Raw genomic sequence first — 18,040 nt, 5'->3', positions numbered from 1 at the left:
GCAGCCTCCTACATCTTTCCGGGATGCTCGCGGCGGAGCTCGTCGCGAAGCTGGTACACGCGCCCCATGGCGACCTCCTCCATCTTTGCGTTGCGTGCCTTCTTACCCCTCACACCCAGCTCGTCAAAGGTGATGCAGTCCCCGACCTTGAGGTACACCCTGCCAAACCGCTTGAGGTGCGACCCCTTGGGCGTGATGTCCCGTGCGCCCACGATGGCCATGGGCTGCACGGGCGCCTTTGCGAGCTGCGCCATCAGGGCAAACCCGCCGTGGATGGTGACCTCCTGGTCGTCGGACTTCACGCGCGTGCCCTCGGGGAACACCAGCACCATCTCGCCGCGCTTGAGGGCGCGTTCGGCCCTGCGCACGGCCTTTACGTCGGCGGTGCCCCTGACCACGGGAATGGCGCCCGCTCGACTAAAGAGCCAGGTCACGATCTTGGCGGAGTCGAACTCGCTCTTGTAAACGCACCTCACGCGCTGCCCGTGGAACAGGGCGCTCACGATGATGCAGATGGGGTCGAGCATCGAGGTGTGGTTCATCACGATCACGCGGCCGCGCTCGTCGCCCCAGAGCTTCTCGCCGTCCTCGATGGTCCACGGCCACAGGACCTTGGTCACACCGCCCACCACAGCCGCCACAAAGCGGAGCATCGCGCGGCTGGGTGCGGGGAAGTCCCTCATGTCGTGGTCAAAATAGTCGTCAAACGAGTTGCCGGCAAAGGCGCGCATGCGGTCTCGCTTGCGGGCAGGGGTCTCCGTCGCAGCGGCTACCTTGGGGGAGACGGGCTTCTCGACGTCCCCGCCAACCCCTCCCTCTGGCACCCCGGGCACCTTAGCTTTGCCGTTAGCCTTCGCCCCGGCAGCGCCTTCCTTGGAACTGGCCGCGTTAGCGCCGTCCGCCACGGGCTCGGGGCTTGCCGTCCCGTTGGAGTCACCCGAGGCGCCGGCGGAATCCGCCGCGGCCTCGTGGCCAGACTCCTCTCCCCCGCCTGCCGCGTCGGCGCCCTTGCCCCGCCACCCTGCGGCGACCATGAGCGAGACTATCCTCTGAACCTCCTCCTCGACGGTCATGGAGGAGGAGTCCATCTTCACGCTGCCCTCGGCGGGCCTGAGTGGGGAGTCCTCGCGGGTGGAGTCGATGCGGTCGCGCCTGACCAGATCGTCGAGGATCCTCTGCTCCTCGGCGGTGTCGGCCCCTGCCGCCTCGCCCCCTCGCTGCACGGCACGGCGGTGTGCCCGCGCCTTGGGATCTGCGGTGAGGAACACCTTGACCTCCGCGTTGGGGAACACGACCGTGCCGATGTCGCGCCCCTCGGCCACCACGTTGCCCGCGCTGCCGAGCTCGCGCTGCCGGGCGACCATGGCCTCGCGCACGGCGGGCACGGCCGCGGCGGCCGAGACGTTGTGGTCGACCTCGGCGGTCCTGATGGCGGAGGTGACGTCCTCCCCCGCCTCGCTCACCGTCTGGGAACCGTCCTCGGCGACGCCAAACGAGATGTCGCAGCCCCGGGCGACCGCGGTGACCGCCTCGGCGTTAGAGAGGTCGATCGAGCGCTGCAGGCACCTCAGCGCCACGGTGCGGTACATCGCGCCCGTGTCCAGGTACGTGAGGCCGCACCTCTTGGCGACCGCACGCGCAACCGTGGACTTGCCCGAGCCCGCCGGCCCGTCGATGGCTACTATCACTCGTCATCACTCCCAGATAGCTTCTCTGTTGTGTCCCTGCCCAGCAGGGCGGGGTTCTCGGACCTGCGGACGACCTCCTCGGGTGCGAGCCCCAGCGATGCCAGGCGAAACGTCCCGTCGTCGCAGGTGATGACCTGCGAGCTGACGTTGGGGATGCGCACGTTCCAGAAGGTGTCGAGGGGGACGCTCATCATGCGGCCCAGCAGGGCCCTTGTGAAGCCGCCGTGCGTGACGCAGGAGGTTCGGCCCTCGAGCGGCCTCAGCTGTTCCAGCAGGGCTCCCGCCCGCGCGTACAGGTGCTCAAAGCTCTCGCCCCCCTGGATGGGACGCGACCTGCCCTCGCCGTCCAGCTGCCAGGGGAAGTCGTAGCCCAGCTCCCTCACCTGAGCCAGCGTGAGGCCCTGCGCCCGGCCAAACTCGATCTCGGCCAGGTTGGGGTTGACCTCGCAGGGGATGCCCAGGGCGTTAGCCGCCTCGCGTGCGATGGACTGGCACCGCGAGAGGGGCGACGTCCAGATGCGGTCGGGCCGCCACGCCACGATGGCGCGGATGGCACGGTACATCTGGTCCTCACCCTCAGCCGACAGGTCCACGTCGCTGCGCCCCGAGAGCGTCCCCGCGATGTTGGCCCTGGTCTCTGGATGCCGAGTGACCAGGATCCTCTGCCTACGCACGGTCGTCTCCCCTCTCCCCCGTCGCGAGCGCCTCCACGGAGCGGACCTCCGCGGGGGTGAGCGGCCTCCACTGCCCGGGCAGGAGCCCCGTCAGCTCCAGCGGGCCAAACTCGTCGCGATGCAGCCGAACGACCTCGTGGCCCACGGCCTTGAGCATGCGCTTGACCTGGTGCTTGCGTCCCTCGTGGATGCGCAGCCCCACGACCGACATCCCCATGGGCAATCCCTCGGGAATAACGGGGATGGCGGCGGGGTCGCGGGGCGAGAGCACCTTGGCCTTTGCGGGCTGGGCGCTGCCGCCACGCAGGTAGACGCCACTCCGCAGCCTGCCGAGCTCCTGCTGCGTGGGGACGCCCCTGACCAGGGCCACGTAGTGCTTCCACACGTGACGCGAGGGGTGGAGCATGCCGTTTGCCACGTCCCCGTTGGTGGTGAATAGCAGTAGCCCGGTCGTGTCGCCGTCAAGCCTACCCACGGGGAACAGCCCCGGGTAGCGGTCGGTAGGCACGAGCGAGGCCACGCAGGGGCGGCCCTCCGGGTCGCTCATGGTGGTGAGGTAGCCCGCCGGCTTGTAGAGCATGATGTAGGCGTGCCCGTCCTCAAGGCGGACCCTCCTGCCGTCGACCTCCACCACGTCGAGATCGGGTGTGACCTTGCTCCCCAGCTCGGTCACCACTTCGCCGTTGACCCTCACGCGACCGGCGGTCATCAGGTCCTCTGACTTGCGGCGGCTCGCGACGCCCGCGCGCGCGAGGAACCGCTGCAGTCGCATGGTGTAGTGGATGTCGTCCGTCTCACTCACTCGTCGTCACCCCGCTCGTCTCGTCCGCGTCCGCCGCCGCCACGTCATCCTGTCCGGACTCGGCATCCTGCTGGGCGGGCTCATCGCCCTCGTCCCCGCCAAAGTCGTCGCCCAGCAGCTCACGCTCGTCCTCCATGTCCTCGGAGGCCTCCTCCAGGGTGGACGACACCGCGCGGCCTGAGAGGCGCTCGCGAATGAACTGGCGCGACTCCTCGTCGGGCGCGAAGTCCTCCAGGGGCGGCAGGTCCCGTAGCGACTTGAGACCGAACTCCTCCAAAAAGCGGCGCGTGGTGCCGTAGAGGGCGGCGCGGCTCCTGTCCCCCTCGCGCCCGACCTCGCGCACCAGGCCCTTCTCGCGCAGGGACGAGATCACGCCGTCGGAGTTGACCCCACGTACGGCCTTCACGCCCTCGCGCGTGACCGGCTGGTGGTAGGCGATGACCGCCAGGGTCTCGAGCGCCGCCTGCGAGAGGTGCCGGGTGTCCCAGGACAGCACGTACCTCTCCACCGCATCGTGGTAGGCGGGGTGCGTGAACAGCCTCCACCCGCCGGCGACCTCCCTCAGCTGAAAGCCGCGGTTGGCGTCCGCGTACTCGGCGGAGAGCTCCGCCAGCAGCGACGCCGCCTCGCCCGGGGCTATGCCCAGGATTCCCGCCAGGTCCGTGGCGGGGACGGGGTCGGACGAGACCAGGAGGAGGGCCTCCAGGGCCCCCTTGGTGGAGTCGGGTCCAAGGTTCTCTAGATCCTGCATCAGGAGTCCTCCTCAATGCTCGTGAGGTCGGAGCTGTCCAGCTCGAACGGCGGCGCACCCTCAACGCGGGCGACCTCGATCTCGCCAAACACCCTCGCCTGCGAGAGCGTGACCATACCGCGCTTGCACAGCTCCAGTATGGCGAGGAAGGTCGCCACGAGGGTCTCGGCACGCTCGTCTCCGTCCAACAGCTCGCTGAACGTGGTCAGCGGATGCGCGCGGGTCACGCGGTCCACCGACGCCACGGTGAGGGCGATTGGGAGCCGCTTTGGCGCCACGTGCTCGGCCTCAAGGAGGAAGCCCTGCCGCCTGCTGTCCAGGTCCGCGCAGATAACCGCCAGGGAACGCAGCGTGATTCCCTTGAGGTAGTCCGGCATCAACCCCAGGAACTCCGGGTCGGGTCCTGCCGTGCGCGGGACCATGCGTCCCTCGGCCTCGAGCCTGCTCCCCAGGGCCGCCGCCGCATTCCTGAACTGCTTGTACGCCACCAGCCTGGCAACCAGGACCTCGCGCGCCTCGTCAGGCGAGAGGCCCAAGAGGTCGTCATCCTCGTCCCCCTCCGCGTCGCTTACCCTCCCCGCTGGGTGCTCGGGAACGAGGGACGCCGCCTTGATCTCGAGCAACGTCGATGCCACCAGGAGGAAGTCGCTGGCAACGTCCAGGTCCAGCTCTCCCATGGCATCGACCTCGTCGATGTACTGGTCGGCAACCTCGGCGATCGATATCGAACCAATGTCGACCTTCTGCCGGCTGACCAGCTGCAGCAGGAGGTCGAAGGGGCCGCTGTACGCCTGCGTCCTTACCTTGTATGAACCGCTACGCGCCAAGGAGAAGACCACCCAACCCATATGCCGTCGCGTCCAGGTACCAGCTCACGGGGTCGATGCCAGCAAGCGAGGGGAGAACGTACAGCAGGATGATCAGCACGGGCATGGAGTAGGCCTGCATCATGCGGTAGCGCTCGCGCCCCTGGGCGGAGAGGAGAGGCGAGATGACCTTGGATCCGTCGAGCGGCGGCAGCGGGATCAGGTTGAAGAACGCCAGCCCGCAGTTGAGGTAGGTGAACTGCGACAGCGCCACGAGCACCCAGTACAGGGCGTCCTGTGCGCCACCCCACTGGGTGAAGAGGGCGCGGAACAGGATTGCGGAGACCAGCGCCTCGAGCAGGTTGCAGGCCGGTCCCGCAAGAGCCACCAGGACCTCGTCCCGGCGCTCGTCGCGCAGGCGGTACGGGTTGTACGGCACGGGCTTGGCGTAGGCGAAGACGGGACCTCCCAGGAGCGACATCAGCAGCGGCAGCACGACGGAGCCAAACGGGTCCAGGTGCTTGAGCGGGTTGAGCGACAGACGCCCGGCCTCCTTTGCCGTGGGGTCACCGAGCTTCCATGCCACCCAGCCGTGCGCCACCTCGTGGGGAATCACGGCAACCATGACCAGGGCGACCGAGGCGAGCGACGCCAGGATGCGCGACAGCGAGAGGGAGAGCATCCCTACCTCCTCAGGGAGTGCGCGGCCTTGGCCAGCGCCCAGTCAACCACGAACAGCACGACGGCGGCGACCATGAAGTCCCCGCGCATGACGCCGCCAAAGGGCGTCTCGAACACAAAGGCGCCCGAGAGCGCCGGGGGGAGCCACGTCGACACCATGGCCGTAATCGCCACGAGCCTGATGCGCAGCGACCCCAGCACAAAGGCGTTGGCCACCGAGAGGAGCGCGAGGGCTATCGCCGCTACCCTGCACAGGACGGAAAGCACGGAGAGGAGCGCGGGGACGGCCCTCCCGCCATGGCCAGTGGACGGCTTGCGGGAGCGGCGCTCGTTCCTCTCCCCCAGATACGGGTCCGCCTGGGGAGGGCTGGGGACGGCCTGGCGCTGCTGGTACTGCGGCCGTGAGGTTGCGCTGTACTGCTGGTAGGGGTCCTGGCCGTAGGTGGCGTCTGCCTGCGGGCGGTAGTAGGGGTCCTGCCCGTAGGCCTGGTTGGACTGCGGCTGGAAGGAGGTCTGGTTATAGCCCGCATCCGCCCGCTGACGCGTCTGCTGCGGCATGCGCCTGGTCGCCGTGCCCGAGGCCTTTGCACCGGTGCCCGGCGTCAGGACCGTCTTGTCCAGGCCAGCATCGGTGTCGTCCTGCCTGAACCTAGGCATCGGCACCCTCCTCGATCCGGGTGCTGAGCTCGAGCCACTCCTCCTCCAGCGAGGGGATCTTCTTCGCCAGGGCGTTGTACTCCCTCATGCACTTGTCAAACTTGTCGGCGTCGTTGTACAGCTCCTCGTCCGCCATCATCGCCACCAGCTCGTCGTAACGCTTCTGCGCGGGCTTCAGGGCCGCCTCAACCTGCCGGAGCCTCTTGCGCTCCTCCTTCAGGGCCCGGTTGGCGGCGTTGCGCGCCTGGGCCTCGGCACGACGCTGCTCCTTGGTCTTAACGTTGCGGCCCTGAGAGCGGGAGTCGTCCTCCTGCGGTGCGCTGGGCTTGGGGGCACCAGCGGCGTCGCCGCCCTGCTCCCGTGCCTCAAGCTCGGCGCGCTTGTACAGGTAGTAGTCGTAGTCGCCATCGTACACGGTGACCTTGTGGTCACGCACGTCGATGACCTTGTTGGCAACCGCCCTCACCAGGTGCTCGTCGTGCGAGATCAGGATGATCGTGCCGGGGAACGTCACCAGGGCCTGCTCAAGCACGTCGACCGAGTCGATGTCCAGGTGGTTGGTGGGCTCGTCCAGGCACAGCAGCGGGTCGGGCGCCACGAGCATGCGGGCCAAGGCCAGTCGTGCCTTCTCGCCGCCGGAGAGCACGCCCACCCGCTTGTCCACGTCGTCCCCGTGGAATAGGAAGGCGCCCAGGAGCCTGCGCTCCTCGGAGGTGGTCCAGCCGGGGGCCGCCGCGTCCATCTCCTGCAGAACGGTGTTGCCCTCGTGCAGGGTCTCGAGCTGGTGCTGCGCATAGTAGGCCTGCGTCACGTTCTGGCCCAGCTCGATGCGCCCGCTCGTGGGCCGCTCGTGCCCGTTGACCAGCTTCATCAGCGTTGACTTGCCTGCGCCGTTGGGGCCCACGAGCACGGCGTGGTCGCCGCGGTAGAGCTTGAGGCTCACGTGGTCGTACACGTCGTTGTCCTCGTAGTGCTTGGACACGTCGTCCACGCTCACGACCATGTCGCCCGTGCGGGGCGGCTCGGGAAACTTGAAGTGCACCTTCTTGGACGACTCGGGAAGCACCACGAGCTCTGACTTGACCTTCTCGAGCATCTTGATGCGCTCCTGCACCTGGCGCGCCTTGGTCGGCTTGTACCTAAAGCGCTCGATAAAGACCTCCAGGTGCTGGATGTCGCGCTCCTGGGCCTCGCGCTTGGCACGGAGCTGCTCCAGGTTGTCCTCACGCTGTTGCAGGTAGCTGGAGTAGTTGCCCACGTAGGTGACCAGGCGCTTGTTCTCCAGCGCGGCGATGTGGCTCACGCAGGAGTCCATGAACGAGCGGTCGTGCGAGACCAGCAGCACCGCCCCGTCGTAGGACGAGAGGAACTGCTCCAGCCACTTCACGCTCTCCAGGTCCAGGTGGTTGGTCGGCTCGTCCAGGAGAAGCAGGTCGGGGTGCCGCAGAAGGAGCTTGGAGAGCGAAATGCGCATCTGCCAGCCGCCCGAGAACTCCTCCGCCGGCTTGTCAAAGTCCTCCACGGGAAAGCCCAGGCCCGAGAGGATCTGCCGAGCGCGGGCCTCCAGCTCGTAGCCACCCAGGCGCTCAAAGCGGTCCTGCGCGCTGCCGTAGCTGGCGAGGAGGGCGTCCTGCTCGGGTCCTGGCTGAGACGAGCTTATGCGCTGCTCCATCTCCTCTATGCGTGCCTCGAGGTCCTTGATCTCGTGCGCGGAGTCAACGACCTCCTGCAGCGCGGACTTGCCGCCCACGAGCTTGGTCTCCTGCTCCAGGTACCCGACGGTCGTGTCCTTGGCAAAGCTCACGGTTCCCTCGTCGGGAGACTCCTGCCCCATGATGATCTTGAGCAGGGTCGTCTTGCCGGCGCCGTTGGGCCCCACAAGGCCCCAGCGCTCGCCGGCGTTCAGCTGCAGAGTTGCGGCCGCGTACAGGACACGGCCGCCAAAGGACTTGCTGATCTTGTCCGCAAGAGCAATCAAGCGTACCCCTTCGACGTTCAGGCATAATCCCTAGGATTATACGTGACGCCCAAGGCAGCCGAGCCCGATACCCCCAACACCATGCATCTTGCACTCGCGGTGCATCAACGAGACTCAACCTCACATACCTCAAACGGATGATGGGAGCCGCCGCTTAGCACCATTAGCCCTCATGCATTTTCGACGATCAGCTGCTTAACAAACCTAGACCTCTTGGGACTCAAAGGCCCAAAACTCCCATGAGACCTAGGCTTCCTAAGCAGCCAAACCCTCAAATCACAAGAGGCGTAGTATCGCTAAGCACCCCCTATGGACACGCAAGGCAGGTGCATTCTAGCCACCCCACCAGCAGGCTCGGTGACTCCACTCGCCGCGAAAGCTCCAGCCCCCAACCCATCGCCCCACTCTTAGCCGGTCTTTCCCAGGTCAATCAAGACGCCCAAGAAGGGCCTCACCCATACCGTGGAGCCCCCACCACACATATGCCAAGCGAGACACACGCCACAGACGCAGGCGCAGCCCGCGCACCCGGCCGGGTGCGCCCCTCTTAGCCCAAAGCCGTACTCCTCGAAGCGCGCGAGAGACCCAGCGCACCTTTCGCGTGAGTCCGCGCTCCGTCCACGACCCCTACTCGTCGCAGGTCAGATGGATCGCGAACCCCGCAATCTGATCCTTGAAGTACACCAGGTGCGTGGACCCGTCGGGGTTGAGCGCGCGGGCGTTCTGGTCGATCTGGAACCCGCGGGCCTCGAACCAGCGCTCTGCCGCCGGGATGTCGTTGACGTAGAGGCCGATGTGGCCCTTCTCTCCCCTGTTGCTGCCGGGACGCATCACCTCCACCAGCGTTCCGGCAAACACGGAGACGGGCGCCACCACGTTGCGCTGCAGCCCCATCAGCGTCTGGAACTTGGAGACGATCTGCTCCGCCTCCTCGTCGCTCGTGGCGTTGATCCCGATGTGGGAGATGTGCATGTTGAACAGCTGGACCGGATCTTCCTCTTGTGCCATGGGAGTCCCCTCTCGCTCGGGCTAACAAAAAACCCGGACATCTTAGATGCCCGGGCATATCTTACATGGTGGAGAATAGGGGATTCGAACCCCTGACCTCATGACTGCCAGTCATGCGCTCTCCCAACTGAGCTAATTCCCCGTTCGCGTTGGTGCGGTAGCTATATTACCAAAGGCTCAAAATGGGTCAAGCGGGAATTTGACTAATTTGGAAAAAAGTTTGGATGCGCCTCTCCAACTGGGCAAACTCCAACTACAAGCAAGCACCTACTTGGCCTTCTGCGCGGCGACCACCTGGCGGGCGTTGGCAAACGACACAAGAGCCAGGGCCAGCACCAGCAGGACCAGGATCATGTAGACCGTGTTGCGGTCGGCGCGCACGGGTGGCATGACCACGAAGATCGAGGCGACGAACTCGACCAGCACCATCACCGAGCTGGTGTCGCGGATGCGCTTTGCGTTGGACGGGACGTTGGCCCAGATCGACCCCCTCAGTCCCAGGTACGCCCCGGTGACACCCACCAGGGTCAGCATGTAGTGCGAGACGGACAGGGGGTTGGAGACGATGGCGATCACGCCGAGGACCACGGTGACGACGCCGACGATGAGGTCGGCGATGCAGGCGATTTTAATCCTCTTCATACTCTGGTTCATGTGCACCTCTTTGGTTTCGTGTCTCACGGCCATGGCCCGGGGCGTGTGCCGTCGGCACTCCCCCGCCTGGCGCCAGACGGCTGCAACACCCCTGAGTTTACCCTCGCGCAGGTGCCACATTCCCACGGCATAGGCGAGAGGTCGGCGATGGTGCGGGCATCAGCAGGCGAGAGACGCGCGGCCAGCCTGGTTGTCGCCAATCCCGCCGGCATCGGGCAGCACTACTGCGCGTGGGTCGTCTCACGGGACGGCTCGGGCGTGACGCAGGTCCAGGTGCCGTACGACATCATGACCCGCAACGGCTACGGGAGCTCCTACAAGTTCCTGTTCCACGGCTCGAACAGGGGCAACGGACTCCTGTGCTCCCAGCTCTCGAACTCCGGATCAGCCATGTCCACCACGCAGCGCTACGTTGTGAAGGACGTGAAGCTCGTGGCGGACGGCGACGCCATCCAGTCGCAGGACTCTCAGCCAAAGGAGAGCGCAACCCCCGACAAGGCGAAGGGCCTCGTCGTGCTCACTGGCACCGTGCGGAAGATGACAGGTGACGAGGTGCTCAACCTATGCGTGAGCCTTGGAGATAGGGGCGAAAGCTACGGCCCCGGGGCACACGACCGCTTACCGCAACCTGAGATATCACTGAATGCTTTGTGCCTAAAATCTCCTGAAAGCCATGTACAACAGATGGGAGATGACCATGAGGAAGCGTTTCACCATGCTTGCGATGGTTGCCCTCGCTCTCGGGCTAGTCACGGGCGCCATTGCGCCACCAACTGCGTTGGCAAATGACGCCGGCAAGACACAACCCATGTACCGTTGCTACAACCCCAACAGCGGAGAGCACTTCTACACCGCCAGCGAACAGGAGAGGGACCACATAGTCTCGGTAGGTTGGCGTTACGAGGGCGTGGGATGGACGGCCCCAGGGAAGTCGTCCACGCCCGTCTATCGCCTTTACAACCCCAACGCAGGCGACCACCACTACACTACGAGCCTCGCCGAGAGGGATCATCTCGTGAAAGTGGGCTGGCGCTACGAGGGCGTGGGCTGGTACAGCTCGGACACCAAACTCGTGCCGCTCTACCGCCAGTACAACCCCAATGCAGTCACCGGTACCCACAACTACACCACGAGCAAGGGAGAGAACGACTATCTGGTCAAGGTTGGTTGGCGTGCCGAGGGCATTGGCTGGTATGGGGTTGGCGGTGGAACCTATACCGTCAAGTTCGTAACGGAGACCGACCAGGGCACGAAGGTGGTTTCCGAGCAGAAGCTCAAGATTGGCCAGGCAGTTCAGCTGCCCGATAACCCCACTCGCGACCGGTACGAGTTCCGAGGATGGGGAGACGGCGTCTCGGATGGAATGGCCTGCCAGGGGGACGCCACATACGAGGCCGTGTGGGCGCCGGATGACGTCGACTCCACGTCGGGCGACTACGGCACCCAGCTCTCGTACATGGATAACACGAAGTCAGTCACCGGGACCGTCTCAGCAGACGGGAAGAGCGCGACGATCCCCACCGACCAGGCAAGGCAGCTCGAAAAGGACGACATCGTCGTCGTGAACCCAACCGACCCCTACGCGATGACCGCAATCAAGGTTGATAAGGTCGCTCAAAGCGGTGGCTCAACCGTGGTGAGCGGCGAAAAGGCAAATCCCGTCGACTACGTAAAGCAACTCTCAATGAAGAGTGACCCCCAGCAATCAGGCGATTGGATGTTCGTCCCCGAGAGCGAGCTTGAGGCGGCGGGTGCATCTCGTCCTACACGTAGGCCGTCGCAGGGAGATGCAGAGGTCGATTTCGCCGCCAATAATGACCTCTACCGAACGAAGGGGGGCATCAAGTCGAACGCTACAGGCATGACATTCACTGGAGAAGTCGCACGAGATGGGCTAACCAGGAAGATCACCACAGAGGATGTAAGAAAGTACCTTGGCCTGAAGGATGGCGAATCGAGCAACCTGTCAGTTGACGCCTCGATTACGGTCAACCCAAAGATCAACGTAGACATTGACTATAACTATTTGAAGGGCTTTACGAAGCTTCAGACCGACTTCGACATTGGCACAGACGTCAATGCAAACATTTCCAACTCCACAGACGCTGATGGTGAGCATCTGATCTATAGGTTGGGCGTATTCTACAGTCCAGATCCTAAGGTCCCCCTGGTATTTCAGCTCTTTGCCACGTTCCATGCCGATGGCAGCGTTGAGCTTACTGCTTCCCCTGAGGAGACGGTAAGCGTTGCCCTAGAAAACTGGAGGTTCTCAGCAACGAGGAGGGATGACCTCGGCAACCCGACCATTACTGCAAACGCAAATGCCAAGATCGGCATCATGCCCTCCCTAGCTCTTGGCTGGAAGGACCTTACTGTCGCAGACATAGACCTGGAAGGCGGCGCTGCTGGTAAAGCCAAGCTCACGCAGCATTTCGACCCAGTCCTACAGTGCATCGATCTAAATGCGTGGTTCTACCTCGACCTCAACACCGCGCAATGCGAGGGCTTGGAGAAGTCCGCCTTTGAGCTCCACAAGCAGCTTACGGGTGATGAGGTCCCCGTAAGCCTGAACCTAGTTGACGAGTCCAACTCTCCCCTCAAGGGCTCCTGGCATCTAGAAGACGGTAAGAAGGTGCCCAAGTGCACATGGGTAATATCCAATGCAAAGGCAAAAGGACTCGTCGTGCTCACGGGCACCGTGCGGAAGATGACAGGTGACGAGGCGCTCGACCTATGCGTGGGCCTTGGGGTAGTAAATCCCTCGGAGGCCGATTATATGAGAAGCTATCCAGGCTACGGCATAATGCTTTCCGATACCTATACGCTCTTCGTACTCGACGAGCCACAGGAGATTGAGTGGTATGAAGCCCTAGGGGAAATGACCACCGACGGGTTGAAGACCTACGTTATATCTATGCCGAGCGAAATGGGCTCGTACGACGGCCAGCATGTGACTGCCGCTTTCGACAACAAGAAGGGCGGATGGCCTTCCGAGGCCAACCCGATAGGCAAGAGTCCTTGGTGTTATAGCGTAGAAATCCTCGACGTGGGCTAGATTTCTCACTACCCGCACCCATATGTAGCGAGCCATGATACGGCCCGGGACCCTCGCGATTTCGAGAGTCCCAGGCTAGATCTTTAAAGATGCAAGCCAATTGCTTCAGGCGCTGCCCGTGGTTGCAGGAATCATGCCAGCGCGAAACTATGACGCACGGATGGTGGCGCAGCTAGCTTGGGACTCCGAGGGCGTACGCGAGCGCGTGTTCGTTACGAGTTCCTCCTGGCGCGGCGAGCCCCTGGCCAGTTGCAGGGAGGGGTCCTGCCGGTCCCCGCGGCGTGAGACCCGATTCCGGCGGGCGGGGCTGTGGGCGGGTCGTCTCGCTTGCTACATCGCCCGTCGCGCTACGCGACGGGCGTCTGCCGGGTGGCCCTCCCCGTCATGACTCAATTCGAAAGGAGGGGGTCCCGCCTCTGAACTGCCTCCCATTTCTTGGACATGGAAATGAAAGTCCGAGAGATGGGAGGCTTTTCCATGTCCATCGACCCGCGATGCAGGCACGACCGATCGGTCAGGGAGCTGGCCGCCGGGATGTTCGACGAGGGCCGGGGGTGCGAGTCCGTCGCCAAGAGCCTGGGCATCCCTGCCAAGGCCGTGCGAAAATGGCAGCTGACGTACCGGGCCGTCGGGAGGGACGGGCTGCTGAAAATGGGCAAGAAGCACGCGAGATACGACTTCGAGACCAAGGTCGCCGCGGCCAGGGCCGTGGTGGAGGGCGGGATGTCCAAGCCGGGGGCGATGGAGCGCTTCGGAATCGCGAGCTCCAGCCCGCTGGACCAGTGGTGCCGGCCGTACCGCGGGGGCGGCGCCGAGGCGCTCAGGCCCAGGCCGAGGGGCAGGCCGAGGGGGTCGGGCTCGAAGGCCGCGCCGATGACCCGCGAGCAGGAGCCCGGGCGCGAGGCCGGGAGGCCCGGGGCGCAGGTGGCGTACCCAAGAAAATCGATAGCCCCGGAGGCGGAGCCGCGCTCCCGAACCGGGAGAAGGCCCTAGCGGTCGCCGAGCTTTCAGGGCAGGGACACGGCCTCTCCGACCTGCTGGGGGCCGCCGGACTCGCCAGGCCGGGCTACTACTACGCGCTGTCCCATCCCAAGGCCCCCACCAGGCCGGAGCTGCGCGCCAGGGTGACGGAGATCTTCGGCAGGCTCCCCAACGGCGTCGGCCACAGGCAGGTGGCCATGGAGCTGCGCGCGGTGGACGGGGTCCGCATCGCAGACAAGACCGTGCTCAGGATGACGGACGAGATGGGCCTCAGCTGCGGCATCCGACGCGAGACGGACCGCCACGGGCACGGCTCGTACAGGGGGAAGGTCGGCGAGACCTTCGAGAACGTCATCGGCCGCGACTTCGCCGCCGACGGGCCGTGGCAGAAGATGGGCACCGACGTCACCGAGTTCAATTGCGGGTTCGGCAGGGCCAACCTCGCGCCCGCGTGCGACTTCGGCAGCAGGGAGATCGTGGCCTGGTCGGTCTCCGAGCGCCCCGACCTCGCCCAGCAGGAGGAGATGCTCGCCATGCTCGTGGCCGCCAAGCCCGAGGGCGCGGCGCCGGTCCTGCACTCCGACATGGGCTGGCAGCACCGGCACGCGTCCTACGTCGCGAAGCTCAGGGAGAACGGCTTCGTGCAGAGCATGTCGCGCAAGGGCAACTGCATCGACAACGGCGCGACCGAACAGGTCTTCGGGCACATCAAGGACGAGTTCTTCCGGGGACGCGACTGGAGCGACTTCGAGAGCTTCAAGCGCGACCTCGAGGCGTACATCCAGCATTGGAACCACGTGAGGCGCCAGGTCAGGCTGAAGGGCCTGACCCCGGTCGAGTTCCGGGACCAGGCCCTCCGGGAGACAGCCTAGCGGTTATTATTTATCGCGTCCAAGTTTTGGGGCGCAGTTCACTTTTCGGGTTCGTCCCCCTGTACTTCCTTTGCCCGGGGCGAGCTCGTCGATCCAATCGCAGAGGTACTCCCTGCTGGCGTGATAGCCCATCTTGCGCATGGTCCTGGCGAGCCTCCTTCCGTGCGCGAGGTAGTAGTCCACGGCAGCCCGCCTCATCTCCAAGGCGAGCCTGGGCTCCCGCTGCCGCTTCGGGGGGCCTGACCTCCCCATGCTCCAGATGGTCCTTGTGCCAGGCCCTGAGCGAATGCCTCGTCGGGTAGCCTAGCTCGGCAACGGTGTCTGCCGCGCTCAGGTCGAACTTGACGTAGGTCTCGATTGCCAGCTTGCGCTGCTCCGTGCCGTGCATGCGGTCCTCCGTGTAACCTTTTCCTGGTCCAGGATCACCACCGCAGTCCCGTCCGGTAAAAAACAAACAACATGCGAGTCCGCCAACGCTGCGAAGCTCCAGCGGTTCGTAGGCTACGGCCACGAAGCCTAGTCCACGGCCCTCACTCGCATCAGATGCGCCATAGCAAGATTGGAGTGCTTCTGACGTCCACTCGGCAGGGACGATGGAGATTGACAACTTCTACCTCGAGGCCAGGTCGGCAAGCACAGCGAAGCGGGAGCCACAGTTAGCTTATTCCGAAAGCATCATTACATTACCCCTCAGAGTCATTCACCTGTTTACCTTCTTCGCGAAAAATCTCCTTATATATATCCATCAATTCCAAATCTCGTTGAAAAGTAAGGCGAATAGCGGAGTATTGTATGCGTTTACGAAGATAATTTATATATTCTTGTAGATGCAAGACCTTTCCGTATTGCATACATTTGAAAATATAGCTTGTTAAAAAGAATATTATTATACAACTCATCAATAAGCACACATCTAAAGACCCGTTACAAACAGCTAGCATGATGATGAAAATTAGCGATGATACGAATGCTGCAACACCAGCCGAAGTTTGATCTGGAAGCCGTTTTATTCCGACACTCTCATTTGAGCCAACACAATTAAGGTACCGGCAAACTCGTTCTTCAGCATGTAGTTTTAAGATTTTTCCCACTGCTTTACTCTGAGGACCATCTGACAAGCTTGCTAATTTATTTGAGATCTCAAGCTCTTTATTAATTTTATCCCAGTTTTTATTAAATAACGCATCTTTTAAAAATAAGGTAGTTCCGATTGACAGCAAGCTTGTTAGCAACGTGCCCAATAATTGACTCATTGAAAAGCCCCCTCCGCATCTTTTAATTCTTTACTTTTTGACATTATATTGGCCTGAAGTAGATATCTATTGATTTAGTCCCATTATATGTTGCTTACGTATATACCTTAGATATCTATCCGAATGCATGCGCATTAATAGTCATTCCAACAACAGTCCTACGTGGTCGTAGGGGCGAGACGACCACCTTCACGATCAAGTTCGACAAGAGCGCCTATGGGCATTCGGACATCGTCTCCAGCGTCTCCGCAAAGGTGGGACCAGCCACACAACACTAATTTCCGAGACGAACTATTTCGATGTCAAGTTTGTGAATTTTGACACCAAGGCGGACGGGTCCGGGACAAGCTACGCGGACGGCGCAAGCTTCTCCTACAGGTCGTCCGGGTCCGGCAAGCAGGACGGCGTCACCCTCTACGCGCAGTGGAAGGTCAACACCTACACCGACACCATCGCGCACTGGATGGGCGGGCTCAAGAACGGCGAGGGTAACAACGGGACCGCAAAGAACTACTTCCTACTCGGGGCGACCTCCTGGAGGCAGGACTTCGGGACGCAGTTGACCTACGACGCCACCAGGCAGACCAAGGTCCCCAATGGCACGCTCCCCCGCACGTCCTTCAAAAGCCCGTCCTTCGGCACGGGCTGGGAGTCGTACACCATGCCAAAGACCTTCACCCTGCTCGGCTGGTCGGCGAACGCCTCCGACACGGCGGCCGACTACTCCGTGACCAACGCCGTCAACGGCGACTGGATCCTTGAGAAGTCGCCCAAGACGGACCTCTACGCCGTGTGGAAGATCAACCAGTACTACGTGGACGTGAACGTGATCATCGACGGCAAGGTCAGGAACAACTCCGGCGCCTGGGACGGCAAGAGCCTCGGGAGCTGGGGAGACAGGAAGATCGTCACCTTCGACATGTACGTGAACGGCAGCAGGGTCGGCACCGGCGTCAGCGACTTCTGGGAGAAGCACGACTACGGCAGCAAGATTGAGCTGAGGGACATACGGCCCGCGGAGGGCTTCGAGCTCGACCCGGCGTCGCCCACCTCCGAGACGGTGCCCGATTACGACACCCAGCTCAACATCCGCCTCAACCAGACGGCGTACAAGATCACCTACGACCTCGCGGGCGGCACGTTCGGGTCGCAGGCCGCCCCGACCACCTACCACATCGGCGACGCGCCGGTGACGATCCCGACGCCCACGCGCGACCACCACGTGTTCCTCGGCTGGACGGGCTCCAACGGGACCACCCCGCAGACGTCGGTCACCATCCCAACGGGCTCAACGGGAGACAGGTCTTACTCCGCCAACTGGAGGAGCGACAGGTACACAGTCAGGTTCGATAAGAACTCTGCGGACGCAAAGGGGTCGATCGCCGACATGGCCTGCGAGTGGGGCAAGGACCTCAAGGCGCCCGACGGCTCCGCCTACACGCGCACCGGCTGGCACGTGACGTCCTGGAACACCAAGGCCGACGGCAGGGGACGGTCATCGCCCTCGGCGCCACGACCAGGAACCTCGCGGCGGGCGACGGCGCGACTGTCACCCTCTACGCCCAGTGGGCGCCCAACTCCTACACGATCGCCTACGACGGCAACGGGGCCACGGCAGGGTCCATGGCACCCACCGCCGCCACCTACGGGACCGACGTGACGCTCGCCGCCAACGCCTTCTCGCGCAGCGGATACTCGTTCGCAGGCTGGTCCGCGTCCGCCTCGGGCGGGGACGAGCAGCTGACGGCGGCGGAGCAGGGCGGCACGCTCGCGGGCGAGATCGCGCCCAGCGTGACCGCGGGGGCCTCCGGCGCCCCGGACTGGGCACCCACCGCCTGGGGCGGCTACGCGAAGCTCGCGACGGCGGCGGCCCCCCAGGCCGTCTCGGCGAACGCCCGCTGGGCCGCGGGGGCCTCGGGGCGCCTCGCGCTCTGGGCCGCGCCCGAGGGTTCGGGCTCCGTCGAGCTGGCGCTGGAGCTCCACCTCGCGGACGGCTCGGTGGCCTACGCGCAGAGGGAGACCACGACTCTGACGGCGGGCTCCTGGCGCCTCGTGATAGCGCTAGCTTAGGTTTCACCAGATTGACCAACACGCGCCCCAATCCGACCAGCGCGAATGCGCCAGCCAAACCAGCGTAGTTTCACCACTTTCACCAACTAGGCTCAGCCCCGAACCGACGA

At 63.8% G+C, this 18,040-nt stretch carries 17 protein-coding genes and 1 tRNA gene; 6 read left to right on the top strand and 12 right to left on the bottom strand.

Annotation, left to right across the window (positions count from 1 at the left end; all coding sequences use genetic code 11):
• Positions 1-8: 8 nt before the first annotated feature.
• The 11 genes from cmk to FYJ68_RS02765 form a co-directional block, all read right to left on the bottom strand.
• The gene (gene cmk / locus FYJ68_RS10445; protein ID WP_326832178.1) at positions 9-1,688 is read right to left on the bottom strand and encodes a (d)CMP kinase; all 1,680 of its coding nucleotides are present in this window, start codon (positions 1,686-1,688) and stop codon (positions 9-11) included.
• Positions 1,685-2,362 (bottom strand): histidine phosphatase family protein, encoded by a 678-nt coding sequence (locus FYJ68_RS02810; protein ID WP_154433806.1) that lies wholly within the window; start codon positions 2,360-2,362, stop codon positions 1,685-1,687. Before FYJ68_RS02810 ends, cmk begins: the two co-directional genes overlap by 4 nt.
• Entirely contained in the window at positions 2,355-3,134 is a 780-nt protein-coding gene (locus FYJ68_RS02805) for a pseudouridine synthase (protein WP_154434395.1), read from the bottom strand. Before FYJ68_RS02805 ends, FYJ68_RS02810 begins: the two co-directional genes overlap by 8 nt.
• 22 nt (positions 3,135-3,156) lie before the next feature.
• A complete protein-coding gene (gene scpB, locus FYJ68_RS02800) occupies positions 3,157-3,915 on the bottom strand; it encodes an SMC-Scp complex subunit ScpB (RefSeq protein ID WP_154433805.1) in 759 nt (252 codons plus the stop codon).
• Positions 3,915-4,742 carry a segregation and condensation protein A gene (locus FYJ68_RS02795; RefSeq protein ID WP_229771984.1) on the bottom strand — a complete coding sequence of 276 codons (828 nt, stop codon included), beginning with the start codon at positions 4,740-4,742 and terminating at the stop codon, positions 3,915-3,917. Before FYJ68_RS02795 ends, scpB begins: the two co-directional genes overlap by 1 nt.
• Entirely contained in the window at positions 4,732-5,403 is a 672-nt protein-coding gene (locus FYJ68_RS02790; protein WP_154433803.1) for a site-2 protease family protein, read from the bottom strand. The genes FYJ68_RS02795 and FYJ68_RS02790 overlap by 11 nt, the downstream gene beginning before the upstream one ends.
• Positions 5,404-5,405: 2 nt before the next feature.
• On the bottom strand, positions 5,406-6,059 hold the full coding sequence (locus tag FYJ68_RS02785) for a hypothetical protein (protein ID WP_154433802.1): 654 nt from the start codon (positions 6,057-6,059) through the stop codon (positions 5,406-5,408).
• Positions 6,052-8,037 (bottom strand): ribosomal protection-like ABC-F family protein, encoded by a 1,986-nt coding sequence (abc-f, locus tag FYJ68_RS02780; RefSeq protein ID WP_154433801.1) that lies wholly within the window; start codon positions 8,035-8,037, stop codon positions 6,052-6,054. Before abc-f ends, FYJ68_RS02785 begins: the two co-directional genes overlap by 8 nt.
• Before the next feature lie 627 nt (positions 8,038-8,664).
• Positions 8,665-9,045, bottom strand: coding sequence for a VOC family protein (locus tag FYJ68_RS02775; RefSeq protein ID WP_154433800.1), 381 nt, complete (start codon positions 9,043-9,045; stop codon positions 8,665-8,667).
• 66 nt (positions 9,046-9,111) lie between these two features.
• A tRNA-Ala gene (locus FYJ68_RS02770) sits at positions 9,112-9,187 on the bottom strand.
• A gap of 125 nt (positions 9,188-9,312) precedes the next feature.
• A complete protein-coding gene (locus FYJ68_RS02765) occupies positions 9,313-9,687 on the bottom strand; it encodes a hypothetical protein (protein ID WP_229771983.1) in 375 nt (124 codons plus the stop codon).
• Positions 9,688-9,846: 159 nt separating this feature from the next.
• Between FYJ68_RS02765 and FYJ68_RS02760 the strand changes: the two genes are divergently transcribed.
• The 4 genes from FYJ68_RS02760 to FYJ68_RS02745 all read left to right on the top strand — a co-directional run bounded on the left by FYJ68_RS02760 (position 9,847) and on the right by FYJ68_RS02745 (position 14,607).
• Positions 9,847-10,488, top strand: a complete 642-nt coding sequence (locus FYJ68_RS02760; RefSeq protein WP_154433798.1) for a hypothetical protein — start codon at positions 9,847-9,849, stop codon at positions 10,486-10,488.
• Positions 10,397-12,754: an InlB B-repeat-containing protein gene (locus FYJ68_RS02755; RefSeq protein WP_154433797.1), complete on the top strand. Its 2,358-nt coding sequence runs from the start codon at positions 10,397-10,399 to the stop codon at positions 12,752-12,754. Before FYJ68_RS02760 ends, FYJ68_RS02755 begins: the two co-directional genes overlap by 92 nt.
• A gap of 477 nt (positions 12,755-13,231) precedes the next feature.
• Positions 13,232-13,747, top strand: a complete 516-nt coding sequence (locus FYJ68_RS02750) for a helix-turn-helix domain-containing protein (RefSeq protein WP_195837694.1) — start codon at positions 13,232-13,234, stop codon at positions 13,745-13,747.
• The gene (locus FYJ68_RS02745; RefSeq protein WP_326832223.1) at positions 13,696-14,607 is read left to right on the top strand and encodes an IS3 family transposase; all 912 of its coding nucleotides are present in this window, start codon (positions 13,696-13,698) and stop codon (positions 14,605-14,607) included. The genes FYJ68_RS02750 and FYJ68_RS02745 overlap by 52 nt, the downstream gene beginning before the upstream one ends.
• Positions 14,608-15,290: 683 nt before the next feature.
• Here FYJ68_RS02745 and FYJ68_RS02740 read toward each other — a convergent pair.
• Positions 15,291-15,860 (bottom strand): hypothetical protein, encoded by a 570-nt coding sequence (locus tag FYJ68_RS02740; protein ID WP_154433796.1) that lies wholly within the window; start codon positions 15,858-15,860, stop codon positions 15,291-15,293.
• A 310-nt stretch (positions 15,861-16,170) separates the two neighbouring features.
• Here FYJ68_RS02740 and FYJ68_RS10440 point away from each other — a divergent pair, with 310 nt between their 5' ends.
• Both FYJ68_RS10440 and FYJ68_RS02730 read left to right on the top strand, forming a co-directional pair.
• Positions 16,171-17,520 carry an InlB B-repeat-containing protein gene (locus FYJ68_RS10440; protein ID WP_154433795.1) on the top strand — a complete coding sequence of 450 codons (1,350 nt, stop codon included), beginning with the start codon at positions 16,171-16,173 and terminating at the stop codon, positions 17,518-17,520.
• Positions 17,484-17,930 (top strand): InlB B-repeat-containing protein, encoded by a 447-nt coding sequence (locus tag FYJ68_RS02730; RefSeq protein WP_154433794.1) that lies wholly within the window; start codon positions 17,484-17,486, stop codon positions 17,928-17,930. Before FYJ68_RS10440 ends, FYJ68_RS02730 begins: the two co-directional genes overlap by 37 nt.
• Positions 17,931-18,040 lie beyond the last annotated feature (110 nt).

The organism is Olsenella porci, assembly GCF_009695875.1.
In the GTDB taxonomy this organism is placed as follows: domain Bacteria; phylum Actinomycetota; class Coriobacteriia; order Coriobacteriales; family Atopobiaceae; genus Olsenella_H; species Olsenella_H porci.
Note: the sequence above shows the minus strand (reverse complement) of the source record. Positions and strands in the feature narration are given on the sequence as shown.